The organism is Pseudoduganella violaceinigra DSM 15887 (genome assembly GCF_000425385.1).
In the GTDB taxonomy this organism is placed as follows: Bacteria; Pseudomonadota; Gammaproteobacteria; order Burkholderiales; family Burkholderiaceae_D; genus Rugamonas; species Rugamonas violaceinigra.
This window is the reverse complement of the sequence record NZ_KE384357.1, coordinates 198019-217030: the sequence shown is the minus strand read 5'-3', so window position 1 is coordinate 217030 and position 19012 is coordinate 198019. Positions and strand designations below refer to the sequence as shown.

Below are 19012 nucleotides of genomic sequence, written 5' to 3'. Positions count from 1 at the left end.
CATGAAGGTATTCATTGCGCTTTGCATTTGCCTGGCACTGCCGGCCCGGGCGGAGGAGTTGCAACTTTCGGTCATGTCGCGCAGCAATACGCATGCCGACCTGTGGCGGGCCGCCGAAGTGGCCTTCCAGCGCGTCGGCGTCAAGGCCGTGGTGCGGGAAGTCTCGCCCGAGCGTTCGGCCGTGCTGGCCAATGAAGGCGGGACCGACGGTGATGTCGGGCGCTCATCCGGCCTGGAGCAGCACTATCCCAGCCTGGTCCGGGTTCCTGAACCGATCTACCACTATGCGCCGACCGCTTTCGCCTACCGGCGCTTTGACGTTTCGGCCGGCTGGGAGTCCCTGCGCTCGCATACGGTATGCATCCGCCGCGGACTGCGCCAGACCGAGCTGCATACCCGGGAAGTGCAGCGCCAGATGCTGCCCGATGAGGCAGCCATGCTGCGCATGCTGGCGGCGGGCGGTTGCGATGTCGCCATCATTGAGCGCAACAACAACCTGGCGCGCGCGGCGATGGAGGCCGACCCGCGGCTGCAGCGGCTTTTGCCCCCCATGGAAGTGATGCCGCTGTATATTTACCTTAACAAGCGCCATGCGGCGCTGGTTCCGAAGCTTGCCGCGGCACTCCGGCAGATGCGCGCCGACGGCAGCATGCACAGATTGCTTGGCGAAGGAGAATGAGCGTGAAACGCCTGGCCACCTTGCTGTGCGCACTGATTGCGGCGCCTGTGCAGGGGCAGGACTTGCAGCTCTTCCTCATCCCCGACACGCCGGCCCATCTCGAAGCCTGGCAGACCATCGAGGCGGCCGCGAAACGCGCCGGGATTGGCGTGCAGATGCGGCCCGTGTCGGCGGAGCGCGGCATGCTGATGGCGAACGAGGGCAAACTGGACGGCGCCATCGGCCGCACCATGCTCGCGGCGCGCGAATACCCCCGGCTGCTGGCGGTGCCGGAGCCGGTATTCCAGTACGCGCCGACCGCCTATTCCTATAAGACGATCGATGTCGCCAGAGGCTGGGCTTCCTTGCGCGGGCATACGCTGTGCGTGCGGCGCGGCTATAACTTCACGGATGAGCGCACGCGCGGCCTGCCGCGCCAGCGCCTGGACAATGACGCGTCCTTGCTGCGGATGCTGAAGGCGGGCGGCTGCGACGTCGCCTTGATGGACCGGCGCAACAAGGAAGCGGAGGCGGAGATGGCGCGCGATCCGGACCTGCAGCGCCTATTGCCGCCGCTGGAAGAGGTGCCGCTTTACCTGTTCCTGAACAAGCGCCACGCAGCCCTGGCGCCGCGCTTGGCGGAGGCCCTGAAGCAGCTGAAACGCGATTAGGGCGGTCTTGCCGGCAAGTGAGGTTTGGGTTATAATTCAAAGGTTTAGCCAATTACCATTCGACCGTAGCGCCTACCTCACACATCCATCATCATCTGACCTGCGAGCCCGGCATTGCGCCCGGTTGTCCCGTGGGTTGTCTGAGTGGCGTCGCTACGGTAACTTAATCAGGAGTTGCCCTTGCCGCCATTTTTTTCTGGCCCTGCCGTTCCAGCCATCCTGGCACTAGCCGACGGAACAATCTTTAAAGGTATTTCCATTGGCGCTGCCGGTCATACGACGGGCGAAGTCGTTTTCAATACCTCCATGACGGGTTATCAGGAAATCCTGACCGATCCAAGTTATTCCCGCCAGATCGTCACCCTGACTTACCCTCACATCGGCAACTACGGTATCAATACCGAAGACGTCGAAGCCGCCAAAGTCCACGCCGCAGGCCTGATCATCCGTGACCTGCCGCTGGTAGCATCGAATTTCCGTTCCCACCAATCGCTGTCCGAATACCTGAAGGCCGAGAACATCGTCGCCATCGCCGGTATCGACACCCGCAAGCTGACCCGCATCCTGCGCGAGAAGGGCGCCCAAGCCGGCGCCATCGTGACCGGCATGCAGGGCGCGGAACCATCGGCGCAGCAGGCGGTGGAACTGGCGCGCAGCTTCCCCGGCTTGGCCGGCATGGACCTGGCGAAAGTCGTCACCGCACCGGAAGTCTACGAGTGGACCGAGACCGAGTGGGAACTGGGCAAAGGCTATGGCAAGGTAGCCGATCCGAAGTTCCACGTGGTGGCCTACGACTTCGGCGTCAAGCGCAACATCCTGCGCATGCTGGCTGCGCGCGGCTGCAAGGTGACCGTGGTGCCGGCGCAGACTTCCGCCGCCTACGTGCTGTCCTTGAACCCGGACGGCGTGTTCCTGTCCAACGGTCCTGGCGACCCTGAACCATGCGACTACGCGATCGAAGCGACTAAAGTCTTCATGGAAAAGAAGATCCCGGTATTCGGCATCTGCCTGGGCCACCAGATCATGGCGCTGGCCTCCGGTGCCAAGACCCTGAAGATGAAGTTCGGCCACCACGGCGCCAACCACCCGGTGCAGGACCTGGACAGCAAGAAGGTGATGATCACCTCGCAGAACCACGGTTTCGCCGTGGATGCGGCTACGCTGCCGGCCAACTGCCGCGTGACCCACGTGTCGCTGTTCGACGGCTCGCTGCAAGGCTTCGCCCGCACCGACGTGCCGGCCTTCTGCTTCCAGGGCCACCCTGAAGCATCGCCCGGCCCGACCGACGTCGCCTACCTGTTTGACCGCTTCATCAACATGATGAATGCCGCGGAGAAGAAATAAATGCCAAAACGTTCTGACATTAAAAGCATCCTGATTATTGGCGCCGGCCCGATCATCATCGGCCAGGCCTGCGAATTCGACTACTCCGGCGCGCAAGCCTGCAAGGCCCTGCGCGAAGAGGGCTACAAGGTCATCCTGGTGAACTCCAACCCGGCGACCATCATGACCGACCCGGAAATGGCCGACGTGACCTACATCGAGCCGATCACCTGGCAAGTCGTGGAGCGCATCATCGCCAAGGAAAAGCCGGATGCGATCCTGCCGACCATGGGCGGCCAGACCGCGCTGAACTGCGCGCTGGACCTGCACCGCAACGGCGTGCTGGACAAGTACAAGGTGGAACTGATCGGCGCGACGCCGGAAGCCATCGACAAGGCCGAAGACCGCTCCAAGTTCAAGGACGCGATGACCAAGATCGGCCTGGGTTCGGCGCGTTCCGGCGTGGCGCACTCGATGGAGGAATCGTGGGCGGTGCAGAAGGAAGTGGGCTTCCCGACCATCATCCGTCCATCCTTCACCATGGGCGGCAGCGGCGGCGGTATCGCTTACAACGAAGAAGAATTCGAGGCGATCTGCAAACGCGGCCTGGAAGCTTCGCCAACCAATGAGCTGCTGATCGAAGAATCGCTGCTGGGCTGGAAAGAGTACGAGATGGAAGTGGTGCGCGACAAGGCGGACAACTGCATCATCGTGTGCTCGATCGAAAACCTGGACCCGATGGGCGTGCACACCGGCGACTCCATCACCGTGGCGCCGGCGCAGACCCTGACCGACAAGGAATACCAGATCATGCGCAATGCCTCGCTGGCAGTGCTGCGCGAGATCGGCGTGGACACCGGCGGCTCCAACGTGCAGTTCTCCATCAACCCGAAAGACGGCCGCATGATCGTCATCGAGATGAACCCGCGCGTGTCCCGTTCCTCGGCACTGGCGTCGAAAGCCACCGGCTTCCCGATCGCCAAGGTCGCCGCGAAACTGGCGGTGGGCTTCACCCTGGATGAACTGCGCAACGAAATCACCGGCGGCGCGACCCCGGCTTCGTTCGAGCCGTCGATCGACTACGTCGTGACCAAGGTGCCGCGCTTCACCTTCGAAAAATTCCCGACCGCCGACCACCACCTGACCACCCAGATGAAATCCGTGGGCGAAGTGATGGCGATGGGCCGCACCTTCCAGGAATCGTTCCAGAAAGCCCTGCGCGGCCTGGAAGTGGGCGTGGACGGCATGAACCAGAAGACCACCGACCGCGAGAAGCTGGAAGAGGAACTGGGCGAGCCGGGTCCGGACCGCATCTGGTACGTGGGCGATGCCTTCGCCCAGGGCTTCACCCTGGAAGAGGTGTACAACCTGACCAAGATCGATATGTGGTTCCTGGTGCAGATCAAGGAAATCATCGACCTGGAACTGTGGCTCGACACCCAGAAGCTGGAAAACCTGGACAAGAACACCCTGTACAAGCTGAAACAGAAGGGCTTCTCGGACCGCCGCCTGGGCTACCTGCTGCAATGCGGCGACACGGCCGTGCGCAACAAGCGCCATGAACTGGGCATCCGTCCCGTGTACAAGCGCGTCGATACTTGCGCCGCCGAGTTCTCGACCGACACCGCCTACATGTACTCGACCTACGATGAAGAGTGCGAGTCCAAGCCGACCGACAAGAAGAAGATCATGGTGCTGGGCGGTGGCCCGAACCGTATCGGCCAGGGTATCGAATTTGACTACTGCTGCGTGCACGCCGCGCTGGCCATGCGCGAAGACGGCTACGAGACCATCATGGTCAACTGCAACCCGGAAACCGTGTCGACCGACTATGACACCTCCGACCGCCTGTACTTCGAATCGCTGACGCTGGAAGACGTGCTGGAAATCGTCGACCTGGAAAAACCGGTCGGCGTGATCGTGCAGTACGGCGGCCAGACCCCGCTGAAGCTGGCGCTGGATCTGGAAGCGAACGGCGTGCCGATCATCGGCACTTCGCCCGACATGATCGACGCCGCAGAAGACCGCGAGCGCTTCCAGAAGCTGCTGCAGGACCTGGGCCTGCGCCAGCCGCCGAACCGCACCGCGCGCACCGAAGAGGAAGCGCTGGCGCTGGCACAGGAAATCGGCTACCCGCTGGTGGTGCGTCCTTCCTACGTGCTGGGCGGCCGTGCGATGGAAATCGTGCACGAGCAGCGCGACCTGGAGCGCTATATGCGCGAAGCGGTCAAGGTGTCGAACGACTCCCCGGTGCTGCTGGACCGCTTCCTGAACGACGCCATCGAGTGCGACGTCGACTGCATCTCCGACGGCGACACCACCTTCATCGGCGGCGTGATGGAACACATCGAACAGGCCGGCGTGCACTCGGGCGATTCGGCCTGCTCGCTGCCGCCTTACTCGCTGTCGCAGGAAACCATCGATGAACTGAAGCGCCAGACTTCGCTGATGGCCAAGGGCCTGAACGTGATCGGCCTGATGAATGTGCAGTTCGCGATCCAGAAGCAGGACGGCAAAGATGTCGTCTACGTGCTGGAAGTGAACCCGCGCGCTTCGCGTACCGTGCCTTACGTGTCCAAGGCGACCGGCCTGCAGCTGGCCAAGATCGCGGCGCGCTGCATGGTGGGCCAGAAGCTGGCCGACCAGGGCGTCACCAAGGAAGTCGTGCCGCCTTACTACAGCGTCAAGGAAGCCGTGTTCCCGTTCGTGAAATTCCCTGGCGTGGACACCATCCTCGGCCCGGAAATGAAATCGACCGGCGAAGTGATGGGCGTCGGCGCGACCTTCGCGGAAGCGTTCGTCAAATCGCAGCTGGGCGCCGGCGTCAAGCTGCCGAAGTCGGGCAAGGTCTTCCTGTCGGTGAAGGCGTCGGACAAGCCGCGCGCAGTGAAGGTGGCGCGCGATCTGGTCGAAGCCGGCTTCACGCTGTGCGCCACCAAGGGCACGGCAGCCGTGATCTCCGCCGCCGGCATCCCGGTCACCGCGGTGAACAAGATGTCCGAAGGCCGTCCGCACGTGGTCGACATGATCAAGAACCACGAAATCGTCCTGGTGATCAACACCGTGGAAGAGAAGCGTACCGCGATCAACGACTCGCGCAACATCCGTACCTCGTCGCTGGCGGCCCGTGTGACCACCTATACGACGATCGCCGGTGCCGAGGCGGCCGTGGCCGGCATCCGCCACCTGGACGAATTGCGCGTCTACGATTTACAAGGTCTGCATAAGTCTTTAAACTAAGACCCGTAAAGTAGTACGCTTGACAATATAACCACAGAGCCCGCGCTGCAGCATGGCGCGGGCTCTGTGCTTTTTAGCAATTTAACCAGAGACAGACATGAATACCGTTCCACTGACTAAATTCGGCGCCGAACTCCTGAAAGAAGAGCTGCACCAGCTCAAGACCAAGGAACGCCGCATTGTCATCGATGCCATCGCCGAAGCGCGTTCGCACGGCGACTTGTCCGAGAATGCCGAATACGATGCCGCCAAGGAGCGCCAAGCCTTCGTCGAAGGCCGTATCGCGGAACTGGAAGGCAAGCTGAGCTCGGCGCAAATCGTCGATCCGACCACCCTGGACGCGGAAGGCCGCGTGGTGTTCGCTTCCACCGTGGACCTGGAAGACCTGGAATCGGGCCAGAAGGTGAGCTACCAGATCGTCGGCACCGATGAAGCCGACCTGAAAATGAGCAAGGTATCGGTGACCTCGCCGATCGCCCGCGCCCTGATCGGCAAGTACGCCGGCGACGTGGTCGAAGTGCAGGCCCCGTCCGGCCCGCGCGAATACGAAATCCTCGAAGTCCGCTACGTTTAATGATCCTGGCTAAAGTCCGCCTCCTGGTGGCCGCCCTGTGGGCCGGCAGCCTGTGGGCGGTCGGCTACCTGGTGGCGCCGACGCTGTTCATGGCGCTGGACCGGGTGCTGGCCGGCTCGATCGCCGGCATGCTGTTCCATGCGGAAGCGATGCTGTCGCTGGGCTGCGGCGGCGCCATGGGCGTGCTGCTGTTTGTCGGCACGCGCGACTGGACGCCGCAGCGGCGCCGCTCGGTGCTGCTGATCGTGGTGGCGATGGTGATGTGCACCGTGGTGTCGCACTTTGGACTGCAGCCGCTGATGGCGGCGGCGAAAGCCTCCGGCGACGGCAGCTTCGGCAAGCTGCATGGGATGTCGAGCGGGATTTATTTGGTGCAGAGTTTGCTGGCGGGCTGGCTGCTCTGGAGGCAGTAAACCGGTGGTTCAGTGTCAGACCCGCGGGGTCTGACACTTTGGCCTGCGGCGGCCGCGTATAAGTGTCAGTCCCTGCGGGTCTGACACTGGTTTACCGGTTTCAGCCAGTCGACTTCTTGGTGCCGACTTTCTTCTTGACGCGCTTGATGGTGCCGCCGGCCGTAACGCGCTCGTTACCCTTCAGCAGTACCTTGCTCACGGATGGCTTCTTGGTGCCGGATGCGCTTGGTTTGACGATGGTCACCATGCGCATGCCCTTGCCAGCCTTGCCGGAGGACGCTTTCTCGGCATCGACTTTCGGGCGGTACAGCACCAGCAGCTTGCCGATGTGCTGGACCGGCGCCGCACCGGTCTTCTCGCAGATGGTTTCGTACATTTCGATGCGGGCTTCGCGGTCATCGCCGAAAACGCGCACCTTGATCAAGCCGTGGGAATCCAGGCCCAGCTCGATCTCCTTCATGACGGAAGGGGTCAGGCCGGCTTCGCCAACGAGGACGATAGGCTTCAAGCCATGGGCTTCGGCGCGCAGGACGCTGCGTTCGGCAGGGGTAAGGTTCAGCATAGTTATTTTTGGATAGGTTCTCTTAAAGGCAGTATTCTACGCTAATGGCTAAGAACAAATTAAACAAAAACTGGTTGCACGACCATATTAACGATCCATATGTGAAGGCCGCCCAGAAAGACGGCTTCCGCGCCAGGGCCGCCTACAAGCTGAAAGAGATCGATGAGGATGCCAAGCTGATCAAGCCTGGCCAGGTCATCGTCGACCTCGGTTGCACCCCAGGTTCCTGGGGGCAGTACGTGCGCCGCAAGCTGGCGGGCAAGGAGGGTGGGGGCATCAACGGCACCATAATCGGCTTGGACATCCTGCCGATGGAGCCGATCGCCGACATGCACTTTATCCAGGGCGATTTCCGCGAGCAGGAAGTGCTGGACCAATTGGCCGAGGTACTGCATGGCCGCAAGGCGGACCTTGTATTGTCCGATATGGCGCCCAATTTATCCGGTATCTCGGTGGCCGATGCGGCCCGCATGGAAGACTTGATCGATATCGCTCTCGAGTTTAGCCAGCACCATATGAAACCGGGCGGCGCTTTATTGGTGAAGTGTTTCAAGGACCTGGGATTCAGTCAGATCCTCGAGAAATTCCGCAGCGAATTCAAGACCGTGGTCCAGAAAAAACCCAAGGCCAGCCGCGATAAATCGTCGGAAATTTTCTTATTGGGCCGCGGACTCAAAAATCCCGTGGAATAATGGCATTTTGACTCTTGAATTGGCCGGAAAAACCCACATATCCGGCGCAGGAGTGTGCACCATAGGGCTGGTTTGTAGCACGGCCCGGGTTTAACGAGTAAAATCTGATTTCTGCTACAGGTAACTGGTGCGCTTTGCGCATCCAAGGAGTTTTCGTGAATAACATGTTTTCTAAATCGGCTATATGGGTCGTTGTGGCCTTGCTGCTATTTATGCTGTTCAAGCAATTCGACAGCCACAGCATCGCCGGCGGCGCGAAGCCTATCGCTTATTCCGATCTGCTGGATGAGGTCATAGCGAAGCGTATTAAAGAGGTCGTGATTGAAGGGCAGACGATTACCGCCACCCGGGTCGACGATTCCAAAGTTCGTACCACGTCCACTTTCCTGGACAAGGGCCTGATCCGCGACCTGCGCGACAATGGCGTGCGCTTCGACGTGAAGCCGCCGGAAGAGCCGGGCATTCTGCAGCAGGTATTCGTGTCGTGGTTCCCGATGCTGCTGCTGATCGGTGTATGGATCTTCTTCATGCGCCAGATGCAGGGTGGTGGCAAGGGCGGCGCCTTCTCCTTCGGCAAATCGAAGGCGCGCATGCTGGACGAGACCAATAACACCGTAACCTTCTCCGATGTGGCAGGTTGCGATGAAGCCAAAGAGGAAGTGACCGAGATTGTCGACTTCCTGAAAGACCCGACCAAGTTCCAGAAACTGGGCGGCCGTATTCCGCGCGGCGTGCTGATGGTTGGCCCTCCAGGTACTGGTAAAACCCTGCTGGCGCGCGCCATTGCCGGCGAAGCCAAGGTGCCGTTCTTCTCGATTTCCGGTTCGGACTTCGTTGAAATGTTCGTCGGCGTGGGCGCGTCCCGTGTGCGCGACATGTTCGAGAACGCCAAGAAGCATTCGCCTTGCATCATCTTCATCGACGAGATCGACGCTGTCGGCCGCCATCGCGGCGCCGGCATGGGCGGCGGCAACGACGAGCGCGAACAGACCCTGAACCAGTTGCTGGTTGAGATGGACGGCTTCGAAGCCTCGTCCGGCGTGATCGTGATCGCCGCCACCAACCGCGCCGACGTGCTGGACAAGGCGCTGCTGCGTCCAGGCCGTTTCGACCGCCAGGTTTCGGTGGGCCTGCCGGACATCCGCGGCCGCGAACAGATCCTGAACGTGCATATGCGCAAGGTGCCGATCAGCACCGACGTGAAGGCCGACATCCTGGCCCGCGGTACCCCGGGCTTCTCCGGCGCCGACCTGGCCAACCTGGTCAACGAAGCCGCGCTGTTCGCCGCGCGCCGCAATAAGCGCCTGGTCGACATGATCGACTTCGAAGACGCGAAGGACAAGATCTTCATGGGCCCGGAACGCAAGTCCATGGTGATCCGCGAAGAAGAGCGCCGCAATACCGCTTACCACGAGTCCGGCCACGCTGTGGTGGCCAAGCTGCTGCCGAAGGCGGACCCGGTCCACAAAGTGACCATCATGCCGCGCGGCTGGGCCCTGGGCCTGACCTGGCAGCTGCCTGAGCACGACAATATTTCGGGCTACAAGGACAAGATGCTGGAAGAGATTTCCATCCTGTTCGGCGGCCGCATCGCGGAAGAGATCTTCGTTGGCCAGATGTCGACCGGCGCCTCCAACGACTTCGCCCGCGCCACCAAGCTGGCCCGCGCCATGGTCACGAAGTACGGCATGTCCGATGCGATGGGCGTGATGGTGTACGAAGACAGCCAGAATGACGGCTGGCTGGGCGGCGCCAACAAGACCATCTCGGAAGCGACCCAGCAGAAGGTGGATGCGGAAATCCGCACCATCCTGGATAGCCAGTACGCACTGGCGCGCAAGCTGCTGGAAGAGAACCGCGAGAAGGTCGAAGTGATGACCAAGGCCCTGCTGGAATGGGAAACCATCGATGCGGACCAGGTGAACGACATCATGGCCGGCCAGGAGCCGCGCGCACCGAAGGCGGGCACCACGATTCGCAAGCAGCCAGGCAGCGACGGCCCGGGTTCCAGCCCGAATCCGAACGCCACGGCACCGGCTTGATCGTTTGATTTGTCAGGAAAGGGTGAGGATGCGTCCTCGCCCTTTTTATTTCTAAACCGGTAAACCGGGGTCGGACCCGCAGGGTCAGACCCCGTCTGTGCGGCGGCCAGTGGTTTATAATCAGACCCTTGAGCTGCGGCAGGCGAGTAGATCGGGTCCCCCGCCTTACCGGGTCAAAAGCCCAAAGCACCAATGCCTCAACACAAATTCGGCCGTTTCAACTTCCCCACCAGCCGCGCGCTGGTGATGGGCATTCTCAACGCCACCCCCGACTCCTTCAGTGACGGCGGCCAATTCGCCAGCCTCGACTACGCCATCACGCACGCCGAGCAGATGATACGCGACGGTGTCGACATCATCGACATTGGCGGCGAGAGCAGCCGGCCCGGCGCCCCGGCCGTTGGGCTGGACGAAGAATTGCGCCGCGTCATGCCCCTGATCTTCGCCCTGCGCGACTGCGGCAAGGCCATCAGCGTCGACACCTATAAACCGGAAGTCATGCGTGAAGCCGCACTGGCGGGCGTCGACATGATCAACGATATAAACGGTTTCCGCGCCCTGGGGGCAATCGACGCCGTAAAAGACAGTGATTGCGCGTTGTGCGTAATGCACATGCTTAACAATCCAACAACAATGCAGGCCAACCCCGAGTACAATAATGTCGTGCGCGAGGTGACTGCTTTCCTGGCCGAGCGCATTGCCGTCCTGACGGCGGCAGGCATCGATAAGGAGCGCATCTGGATCGATCCCGGCTTTGGTTTCGGCAAAACGGTCGAGCACAATTACGCGCTGCTGAAGGCGGGCAAACAGATGGTGGACGAGCTCGGCGTACCGCTGCTGGCTGGCTTGTCGCGCAAGTCCATGATCGGCGCTGTCACCGGCAAACCGGTTGAGCAGCGCCTGGCCGGCAGTATCGGCGGCGCTTTGGCCGCAGTGGCGCACGGCGCCCAGATCATCAGGGTGCATGATGTAGCAGAGACCGTCGACGCACTGCGCGTGTGGCAGGCGGCTCATTAAGAAAGGAAGAGAACACAATATGGCACGTAAATATTTCGGTACGGATGGTGTGCGCGGCCTGGTAGGCCAGGCTCCAATTACCCCGGATTTCGTCATGCGCCTGGGCTATGCCGCAGGCAAGGTGCTGGCCAAGGCCGCCACCACGGGCACAGCCCGCCCGGAAGTCCTGATTGGCAAGGACACCCGTATTTCCGGCTACATGCTGGAAGCCGCACTGGAAGCGGGCTTCTCGGCCGCCGGCGTGGATGTCAAACTGGCCGGCCCGATGCCGACCCCGGCCATCGCCTACCTGACCCGCGCGCTGCGCCTGCAGGCCGGCGTCGTGATCTCGGCATCGCACAATCCCTTCCAGGACAACGGCATCAAGTTCTTCTCGGACCAGGGCACCAAGCTGCCCGACGCGGTCGAACTCGACATCGAAGCAATGCTCGACCAGCCGATGGAATGCGTCGCGCCGGAAAAGCTGGGCCGCGCCCGCCGCCTGGATGACGCGCAAGGCCGCTATATCGAATTCTGCAAGAGCACCTTCCCGTACGAGCTGGACCTGCGCGGCCTGAAAGTCGTGGTCGACTGCGCCCACGGCGCCGCCTACAACATCGCCCCGCACGTCTTCCATGAACTGGGCGCGGAAGTCATCGCCATCGGCAACAAGCCGGACGGCCTGAACATCAACGACGGCTTTGGCGCCACCGCGCCGAAAGCCATGGCCGCCGCCGTGCTGGAGCACAAAGCCGATCTCGGCATTGCGCTCGATGGCGATGCCGACCGCCTGATCATGTGCGATGCCTCCGGCCGCCTGTATAACGGCGACGAGCTGCTGTATGTGATGGTGATGGACCGCCTGGCCAATGGTGGCGTGGCCGGCGCCGTCGGCACCCTGATGACCAATATGGCGGTCGAAGTCGCGTTGAAACAGAAGGGCATCGGCTTCGCACGCGCCAAAGTCGGCGACCGCTATGTGCTGGAAGTGATGCAGGAAAAAGGCTGGATCCTGGGCGGGGAGGGCAGCGGCCACCTGCTGGCCTTGGACAAGCACAGCACCGGTGACGGCATCATTTCGGCGCTGCAGGTGCTGTCCGCGCTCAAGCGCAGCGGCAAGTCGCTGGCGCAGATCGCCGGCGAAGTCACGCTGTTCCCGCAAACCCTGATCAATGTGCGCGTGCCGGCCGGTTTCGACTGGCAGAAGAATGCCGCCATGGTCGCGGAAAAGGAAAAAGTGGAAGCCGAGCTGGGCGACACCGGCCGCGTACTCATCCGCGCGTCGGGCACCGAGCCGCTGATCCGTGTGATGGTCGAAGCGCGCGATGCGGACAAGGCCCAGAGCATGGCCCGCCGCATTGCCGATAAGGTTGAAACGGCCCTGGCCGCATAAAGTTGCCCCAGCGACATTGACGGATGATGCCTCGCCGGGGTATTATTCGTTTATCGGAGTGTAGCGCAGCCCGGTAGCGCACCTGCTTTGGGAGCAGGGGGTCCAAGGTTCGAATCCTTGTACTCCGACCAGGAAATTCCTTGAGCGGGTTGTCTTCGGACAACCCGCTTTTCATTTGCGGCAAAGCTTTTCTGCTTTGCCCGCGTCTCTGCCCTTAGCTCAGTTGGATAGAGCATCGGCCTTCTAAGCCGAGGGTCACAGGTTCGATTCCTGTAGGGCAGGCCAATAAAATCAATAACTTACAATTTTTACGGCTGAGCAGAAATTCTGCTGGGTTACGCCTGGGTTACAAACCCAGGATACAGAACGTTGCCAACGATCGCTTGGCGCCAGATAGCATGTCCTTCGGCTTGCCCAGCATAGAAAGCATCGTCCTCGGCAGTCGCAGGACGGTACAGGCGCGGAATTCGCACCCCGTCGATACGGAAGGTCAGGGCGGCCCGCACGCCAGCCTTGTAAGGCTCGCTGCGTGGGTCGCGTGGCACCTCGAATGCGGTGCGGAACAGTGTGTCGACCTGCGTACTCATTCCGCACATCCCCGTACTACCAAGAGCAAAGGTCCCTTGCGGCGGCGCTTGGTCGGTTTCTGAGCATCCCCCTCCACAACCTGAAGCTTAAGGCGAGGTGGTGGAGCTGGATGAGTGCGCTCCATCAAAAGCACGAATGTCATGGTGTCCAGACGGGCGAGATCATCCATAGACCGATAGGCCTGAATGATCCTCGCTTCTTGTGGCGTCTTGAGGTCGGTCATCATGATTGAACCTCGTCGGCTTCGTCCTCGCGCGGGTAGATCATCTCTTCACCATCCGGGCCAATAATTGGGGACCAGTGAGTGACGTTTATGGGTTCGGCCCCGTCTGCGCTAAGCCAACCGCCATCTTCGAACCATGCAATATCCGCCATGCCGCGATCGGCATCCCAGGCCAGAACAAACTGAATGGCGTTGATCGGCAATAGGCCGCTCGATACTGCAGTCCAGGTGATCATGATTGCACCTTATCTTTTACGTTGCGCTGCTTGCTGTTAGCGGCAGCGATGATTTCTGCGGTATATGCCACCGTGTCGACTTCGCCAAGGAATTGAAGTTCGCAGGCAATATGCGAGATAAGATCGCCGATACACATCACGTAGCGGGACCCAAGGTCACCAGCCTGTTCATTCGTGCCGGCATACATCATCAGATGGCCGATTGCCTCCAGACCTCGCAGGAGTGTTCCGCTGGCATTAGAAGCATGGTCTTCGGCAGCGTCCGTCAGTTGCTTCAGACTCTCGTTCGGGTCCCCTCGGCCGATTTTGACGAGAAGGTGACTGAGTTCGTATGGGGCACGGTCGAGATTTCGGAATTGCGGGTTTTCAACATTAGACATGGCAACCTCCCAATGTGTTGGCAGGCCGCTCCAGTAATGGCGGGGGGAGCGGCAAGTGGCAAGGTGGGAAGTCCCGGCGACAAAGTAACCGGTAGGCCGTAAGACCTCCTTGCCTGCCGCTCCATAGGAGTTGCAAGGCATAGACGAAAAAACCGCCTAAAAGGCGGTCCAAACGCCTTTGTCGTTTCGGGCTTCCCAACCCGGTCGCGTCTTTGTCCGCGACAAGTTCAGCATAGGCCGCGTGTGCGGGTTTACAAGGATTTTTCGTCTGGACTAATGGTAACAGGCCAGTACGATTCGCCCGACTGGAATCGAACAGGAGCTTTAGACCCCTTGCACCCCATGAAGGAATGCTGAAAGTAGGATCTGCACTCGCCACGCGCTGCGGAAAGGGAACGTCGACCTCGGGCCGTCGAATGCCCAGGCGGGCGCGCTGGTCGACGTGCAAGCCGACGAGAAGCCGAAGCATTACATGATTGCTGATTCTGAGAAGTCCTGATTAGGACGCGCGGATTACTCGCCCGTAATGCGCGCATGAAAAAGCCCGCACTAGGCGGGCTCCTTTTATGATCACGGTGCTCTATCGATCGCTACGTGCTTTGCAACGCGGCGTAGGGTAGCAATACCGTCATCGATCTCAAAAGTAATTTGGTACGAATGGTTGCTGAAAACGTCGATTACGAATACCTTTGGATTCTTGTAACCTGTCAGGCTATGCAATCGGCGCGTCGTTGGGATTGGATCCTTCTTTAAGTCCCTGATCGCATCCTTGGCCGCCCCTAATACATCAGGCGGCAAGCGTTTCATATCACTCTCGAATTTTTCGTTGTACCTAACCTCGCGAATCGCAGGGCGGCAGCTCTGCATTCACACGCCCATCGCTTCGAATAGCTCTTCGACGTCAGCAAAACTACCTGGCATGACGGTATCTCGATCAGCTTCGATTTCGCGGACCAGCCAGGCCATGGTATTGACCTTGTTGTGCAGATCTGAGACCTCGGCCAGGAGGCGCGCATACGCTTCTACAATTCCATCATCATCCGTGAGATCGTGGTCGCTAACAGCGCAAAGGTGCTTTTCCTCTAACAGCTTATAAAGACGCCCCAGTGCATCGCGAGCCTCGTCGAAGAGATTGGGCAGGTCAGTCCCATTTTTCTCCTCCAGCAGTTCACCGCGACGTAGATGTTCGATGTATCGGTCAGCGCCCAGATTCAGAAGCGAGAATCGCTCAATATCCTCATAGAGCGCGCCCAGCGTCTCATCGATGGCGCGAATTAATTGTAGATTGCGATCAGCATTCCCGTGCACGAGCTTGCTGAATGCTTTCAGGCCGTGTACAGCGATCGTTGACATTCGTTTCTCCAGTGATCCCCACTTGACAGCTTCGTCAAGTGGTAATGAAGCGAGTTTAGCCTAATAGGTAAGCATTTGCACATGCAAATGCAACTGAATGTTGCTATGCAAGATTACTAGCAATATTGCGTAAGTGATTGTCCTACAAGGATATTCCCTGCATGCCTCGCTCCACAGATTGGTGCAGTAGGACAACCAACTCAGATGTGCTGGATGTATGTACAGTAATATCAAACAACTACGAAAGAACGGTGTCCGCTTCAAGCGCGATGGCGATGCCGGCCTCGGCGTGTTCGGCGAGCTGGTGCTGATCCACCATAACGGCCAGCCCTGTCTAACCGCCAGGCGATGGGGTGACGCCTCCCAATCCAATCGCCTACTGCCCGATCTTCATCGGGCGCAGTGCATGAATTTCCATGGCGATGGAATGCGATGGGAGGGATACCAGGTGGAGTGCGAAGGCGGGCCAGCCTACGTTCAAGAATGGCTGGTGACGCTTATTTCGGAGCGGCCGCCAGCCTAGAAGTCTCGACACCCGCATGAAACCTTGGTGCCCAGAGCCGGAATCGAACCGGCACGGCCTTGTGGCCAACGGATTTTAAGTCCGGCTGGCGCGGAGAATTTATACCAACACGCCCACAAGGACGCATATCAGGCCAAGGGCGAACCCGGCGATCTCCAGCATTGCGATGGACGCATGCTCAAAGACCCATTCCTTCGGGCGCGCCTGGAACAGGGCGCCGTAACCAAACGGGAGCGTCAAGAGCATGCCGATGATGGTTGTGGTATTCATGAGATACCCACTTCCAATTGCGTATCCAGTCATCATATGCCACTTCGACGAGCGTTGCGTTAGCGCTGGAGCTGAATCGAATCCACCCGCCGTTGCGCGTCGAAGCAGCATCGTCAATCGCGGGCGACACGCCCCCGGCAATCGGCGTAGCGTGGAACACATGACCAGACGAATTGATTATGTTGCGGCAGAAAAGCTATCGCTTGCGCTTCTGACCCGTGCGGCGTTCGGAGAGTTGGCCGGTGAACGTGCCGCGCTACTCGCTGGTGTGGCAGCGCCGCTGATCGAGACAGTCTTCTCGCGCTATGCTGCGATGACCCGCTTCGAAATTCAGGGAGCGGTCGTTCATTCCGATCGACGAAGCAAGCGCCGCTAGATGCTTTTCGCTGTCCGGAATCTGCACCACTAGCAACCAGGCGCGTGCCCAGCGCAGTGACGCCGTTCGGCTCATCGCATGTAGCGACGAAACAAAGCGCTCAAGCGCCATGCTCGAACGGACGCGGGCGTAAGTTCGCCTGCTGTAGGACGACGCGTCGAAGAAGATCATAAGGGCCAGCATATCGCGGCCAAATTCAAACGGTTTGATAAAGGAAAACTTCGACTTTGACACCTCGCGCAGCATGAATGCCGTGGTGACTTGACCTGCTGTGTCTTTAGCGGTGGCGACAGCGGTTTCGAAGTGGTCTTCCGACATACTGGCGAGGGATTGCCAGCGGGAGGATTGATCCTTCGTGATGCCAATATCGGATAAGGTTGGCTTCTGTGGAGTCGAATCCTGCGACTCCACGCGGCTATCATTGCGACCAGAATGGCGCTCACCATTTTAATAAGATTGCGCCAGCATCTCGCCCGCCTTGCGCTCGGCGCGCACCTTGATCTCGGTGGCCCATTGGATCATGTCAGTATGTTTGTCTAAGATGTTCTAGGTGGCTGCAATGGTATCTGCACGTTCTGTCGCCACCTCAAGTTCAGACTGTATGCGCGATTCCTGGACCAGCAGTTCATTGACGCGGCCTTGAGCAGTTGCCGCTGCTCGCATGAGATCCAGCTTCTGCTTGGCCTCATCAATCTGCGCGACTGTATCCGTGTCCCCAGCATCGACGGAAATCTGTCTTTGGCGAGAGAGCCGGTTTTCAACGACGGTGTGTTCGGTGTCGAAGCGGATTGCCGCCGCCTTTTCAAAGCTGCCTTGAAGCTCAAGGAGTTGCGCGTTGACGTTTGTGAGTTGTTGCGCGAAATCCTTCATGGACTCGTCGCGGTCGATCACCGCCCGCGTGGTCTCGGTGTTGAAGGCTGCTTGGCTGAGGCTCGGAGAAAGGTTCGCGGAACGGCTAGAATGTCCTCGCTATAACGAAGCACTGTTTCGTCAAGCCATTGATGAAATCTTAGCTCTTACCATTAAGCCTCCGGCTCAGTTTCACACACGCCTAACAGATTTGTTGCATGACGCTGGCGTTGCCTTTGTGCTCGTTCCTGCGTTGCCTCGCGTTCATGTATCTGGCGTCGCTCGTTGGCTTAATCCACATAAGCCTTTGATTCAGCTTTCACTCTACGGGAAAAGCAATGACAAATTCTGGTTTAGCTTTTTCCACGAGGCCGCACATATCTTATTGCACGGCAAGCAGAAGGCCGCAGTTTTCCTCGATGATCCGGCGAAAGGCGGCGCCAACTCAGCAGAAGAGGTCGAGGCGAATGCTTGGGCGCGCGACAAATTGATTCTGCCTGAAGCAGCCAAGAAACTAGCGATGCTACCTCGTACTCGTGTGGCCGTTGAAGACTTTGCTGCGTCTATTGGGGTTCATCCTGGCATCGTCGTTGGACGGATGCAGCATGATGGGTTGCTTGACGTCACCTGGCTTAATGCCCTGAAGGATCGCTTTAATTTGGTAAAATAAGAGACCAGTTCGCAGTCTGCGTCGTTGTCCACGCGCTATTGCGGCCGCCGGTCTCAGTAGTTTTCCAAAACCTGCGTCTGAAAGTGAAGGCCTGTTCATACCCTATGGGAAGGCCTTGATGCCGACGGCCTCGAAGCGCTTGCGCAGATAAGCGCCACTATGTTTTCACGCAAACCATCGAGAGAATAGAAATTTAGGATGATCAAAAGCTTGAGGCCCACCTCCGTTCCTGCAAATCCTGAACAATGGTCGGAGAAGAGTAAACAATCGGTTGCCTTCGGTTTTCGCCTTGAATACAAGGACAAACCTTATAATTGTTGGCATTGTCACGCTGATAGTGTTTTCACAGCGCAGGACCAAAAGTATACTTTTGAAATCCTGAGGGCGAGCATCACTCAAAATCGAATTCTTTGCCAACCTTGTTGGACGGAGTCGAATCGTATTCGTGCTTCGCTGCGCGACTGTGAAGAACAATGGAGTTTATCTAAACGCCAGTTGCAGGCCGATGAAACTTTTCTTGGGCGTTGGTTGGATTTGCTAGTGGCGCTTGAGAAATATGTTCCGTACAAGCCAGACACGGCAAAGAAGAACATGCTTTCCAGATTGCTTTCAAAAGTCTAAATCCGACAGATTTCGACAGCCCAAAGCGGCCTGATACGCTTGGGCCATATCCATGAGCACTCCGTGACGACACCGATGGGGCGGAGGTGGCTCATCAAGTTCAGTAGAAGGCACCACACCTGCGTCGGCGCCGGGGCGCGTCAAGGCTACTTCAAGCGATTCCTCGTCGGTCGTTCCGCGTTCTGAAGACCAGCCATTTTCGCCGGTGGCCGACAGCGGAGGGACGGACGAACAATCGCATGACGAGCAGTTCTTACTCAAGGAGGATGATGGTGTGATCTGACCTGGTTTGGTTCTGCCGGCACGAACTCCCGTGCCAACAGATTCTGTGCGAAGGGCAAGCCGTGCCGCGAATCCGT

At 59.4% G+C, this 19012-nt stretch carries 23 protein-coding genes and 3 tRNA genes; 15 read left to right on the top strand and 11 right to left on the bottom strand.

Annotated elements, in window-relative coordinates:
• The first annotated feature begins 1 nt into the window (after window position 1).
• The 6 genes from H597_RS0120645 to H597_RS0120620 all read left to right on the top strand — a co-directional run bounded on the left by H597_RS0120645 (window position 2) and on the right by H597_RS0120620 (window position 6879).
• Window positions 2-679: a substrate-binding periplasmic protein gene (locus H597_RS0120645; protein ID WP_028103792.1), complete on the top strand. Its 678-nt coding sequence runs from the start codon at window positions 2-4 to the stop codon at window positions 677-679.
• Window positions 676-1329, top strand: a complete 654-nt coding sequence (locus tag H597_RS0120640; protein ID WP_028103791.1) for a substrate-binding periplasmic protein — start codon at window positions 676-678, stop codon at window positions 1327-1329. The genes H597_RS0120645 and H597_RS0120640 overlap by 4 nt, the downstream gene beginning before the upstream one ends.
• Window positions 1330-1509: 180 nt before the next feature.
• Window positions 1510-2673: a glutamine-hydrolyzing carbamoyl-phosphate synthase small subunit gene (gene carA, locus H597_RS0120635; RefSeq protein WP_083941210.1), complete on the top strand. Its 1164-nt coding sequence runs from the start codon at window positions 1510-1512 to the stop codon at window positions 2671-2673.
• Window positions 2674-5892, top strand: coding sequence for a carbamoyl-phosphate synthase large subunit (gene carB / locus H597_RS0120630; RefSeq protein ID WP_028103789.1), 3219 nt, complete (start codon window positions 2674-2676; stop codon window positions 5890-5892). It begins immediately after the preceding gene.
• A 97-nt stretch (window positions 5893-5989) separates the two neighbouring features.
• Window positions 5990-6466 carry a transcription elongation factor GreA gene (greA, locus tag H597_RS0120625; RefSeq protein WP_028103788.1) on the top strand — a complete coding sequence of 159 codons (477 nt, stop codon included), beginning with the start codon at window positions 5990-5992 and terminating at the stop codon, window positions 6464-6466.
• Entirely contained in the window at window positions 6466-6879 is a 414-nt protein-coding gene (locus H597_RS0120620) for a DUF4149 domain-containing protein (protein ID WP_028103787.1), read from the top strand. The genes greA and H597_RS0120620 overlap by 1 nt, the downstream gene beginning before the upstream one ends.
• A 100-nt stretch (window positions 6880-6979) precedes the next feature.
• Here H597_RS0120620 and yhbY read toward each other — a convergent pair whose 3' ends face one another.
• Window positions 6980-7441: a ribosome assembly RNA-binding protein YhbY gene (yhbY, locus tag H597_RS0120615; protein ID WP_028103786.1), complete on the bottom strand. Its 462-nt coding sequence runs from the start codon at window positions 7439-7441 to the stop codon at window positions 6980-6982.
• Window positions 7442-7485: 44 nt separating this feature from the next.
• On the opposite strand from yhbY, the gene H597_RS0120610 reads away from it, so the two are divergent.
• From H597_RS0120610 to H597_RS0120585, 6 genes are all read left to right on the top strand, one after another.
• Window positions 7486-8133, top strand: a complete 648-nt coding sequence (locus H597_RS0120610; RefSeq protein WP_028103785.1) for an RlmE family RNA methyltransferase — start codon at window positions 7486-7488, stop codon at window positions 8131-8133.
• A 155-nt stretch (window positions 8134-8288) separates the two neighbouring features.
• Window positions 8289-10175, top strand: a complete 1887-nt coding sequence (ftsH, locus tag H597_RS0120605) for an ATP-dependent zinc metalloprotease FtsH (RefSeq protein WP_028103784.1) — start codon at window positions 8289-8291, stop codon at window positions 10173-10175.
• Between the two features lie 192 nt (window positions 10176-10367).
• On the top strand, window positions 10368-11192 hold the full coding sequence (folP, locus tag H597_RS0120600; protein WP_028103783.1) for a dihydropteroate synthase: 825 nt from the start codon (window positions 10368-10370) through the stop codon (window positions 11190-11192).
• Between the two features lie 19 nt (window positions 11193-11211).
• On the top strand, window positions 11212-12564 hold the full coding sequence (gene glmM / locus H597_RS0120595) for a phosphoglucosamine mutase (protein WP_028103782.1): 1353 nt from the start codon (window positions 11212-11214) through the stop codon (window positions 12562-12564).
• A gap of 54 nt (window positions 12565-12618) precedes the next feature.
• Window positions 12619-12695 (top strand) — tRNA-Pro (locus H597_RS0120590).
• A gap of 77 nt (window positions 12696-12772) precedes the next feature.
• A tRNA-Arg gene (locus H597_RS0120585) sits at window positions 12773-12849 on the top strand.
• A gap of 50 nt (window positions 12850-12899) precedes the next feature.
• Here the strand turns inward: H597_RS0120585 and H597_RS31845 are convergent.
• The 6 genes from H597_RS31845 to H597_RS0120555 all read right to left on the bottom strand — a co-directional run bounded on the left by H597_RS31845 (window position 12900) and on the right by H597_RS0120555 (window position 15344).
• Window positions 12900-13151: a hypothetical protein gene (locus tag H597_RS31845; RefSeq protein WP_051293964.1), complete on the bottom strand. Its 252-nt coding sequence runs from the start codon at window positions 13149-13151 to the stop codon at window positions 12900-12902.
• Window positions 13148-13378: a hypothetical protein gene (locus H597_RS31840; RefSeq protein WP_154668203.1), complete on the bottom strand. Its 231-nt coding sequence runs from the start codon at window positions 13376-13378 to the stop codon at window positions 13148-13150. The genes H597_RS31845 and H597_RS31840 overlap by 4 nt, the downstream gene beginning before the upstream one ends.
• The gene (locus H597_RS0120575) at window positions 13375-13611 is read right to left on the bottom strand and encodes a hypothetical protein (protein WP_028103781.1); all 237 of its coding nucleotides are present in this window, start codon (window positions 13609-13611) and stop codon (window positions 13375-13377) included. Before H597_RS0120575 ends, H597_RS31840 begins: the two co-directional genes overlap by 4 nt.
• Entirely contained in the window at window positions 13608-13991 is a 384-nt protein-coding gene (locus H597_RS35005) for a hypothetical protein (protein ID WP_154668202.1), read from the bottom strand. The genes H597_RS0120575 and H597_RS35005 overlap by 4 nt, the downstream gene beginning before the upstream one ends.
• A gap of 570 nt (window positions 13992-14561) precedes the next feature.
• Window positions 14562-14798, bottom strand: coding sequence for a hypothetical protein (locus H597_RS0120560; protein WP_154668201.1), 237 nt, complete (start codon window positions 14796-14798; stop codon window positions 14562-14564).
• A gap of 60 nt (window positions 14799-14858) precedes the next feature.
• Entirely contained in the window at window positions 14859-15344 is a 486-nt protein-coding gene (locus H597_RS0120555; protein ID WP_028103777.1) for a hypothetical protein, read from the bottom strand.
• A gap of 217 nt (window positions 15345-15561) precedes the next feature.
• Between H597_RS0120555 and H597_RS35000 the strand changes: the two genes are divergently transcribed.
• Window positions 15562-15867, top strand: a complete 306-nt coding sequence (locus H597_RS35000) for a hypothetical protein (RefSeq protein WP_154668200.1) — start codon at window positions 15562-15564, stop codon at window positions 15865-15867.
• Window positions 15868-15892: 25 nt separating this feature from the next.
• Here the strand turns inward: H597_RS35000 and H597_RS0120545 are convergent.
• The 4 genes from H597_RS0120545 to H597_RS0120530 all read right to left on the bottom strand — a co-directional run bounded on the left by H597_RS0120545 (window position 15893) and on the right by H597_RS0120530 (window position 17383).
• Window positions 15893-15984, bottom strand: a tRNA-Leu gene (locus tag H597_RS0120545).
• Window positions 15967-16137 (bottom strand): hypothetical protein, encoded by a 171-nt coding sequence (locus H597_RS34995; protein ID WP_154668199.1) that lies wholly within the window; start codon window positions 16135-16137, stop codon window positions 15967-15969. The genes H597_RS0120545 and H597_RS34995 overlap by 18 nt, the downstream gene beginning before the upstream one ends.
• Window positions 16138-16393: 256 nt before the next feature.
• The gene (locus H597_RS0120535) at window positions 16394-16924 is read right to left on the bottom strand and encodes a hypothetical protein (RefSeq protein ID WP_028103776.1); all 531 of its coding nucleotides are present in this window, start codon (window positions 16922-16924) and stop codon (window positions 16394-16396) included.
• Between the two features lie 135 nt (window positions 16925-17059).
• Window positions 17060-17383: a hypothetical protein gene (locus tag H597_RS0120530; RefSeq protein ID WP_154668198.1), complete on the bottom strand. Its 324-nt coding sequence runs from the start codon at window positions 17381-17383 to the stop codon at window positions 17060-17062.
• Here H597_RS0120530 and H597_RS31830 point away from each other — a divergent pair.
• A complete protein-coding gene (locus H597_RS31830) occupies window positions 17382-18032 on the top strand; it encodes an ImmA/IrrE family metallo-endopeptidase (RefSeq protein ID WP_051293963.1) in 651 nt (216 codons plus the stop codon). The genes H597_RS0120530 and H597_RS31830 overlap by 2 nt on opposite strands.
• A 198-nt stretch (window positions 18033-18230) precedes the next feature.
• Window positions 18231-18653: a zinc-ribbon domain containing protein gene (locus H597_RS34285; protein WP_083941209.1), complete on the top strand. Its 423-nt coding sequence runs from the start codon at window positions 18231-18233 to the stop codon at window positions 18651-18653.
• Window positions 18654-19012 lie beyond the last annotated feature (359 nt).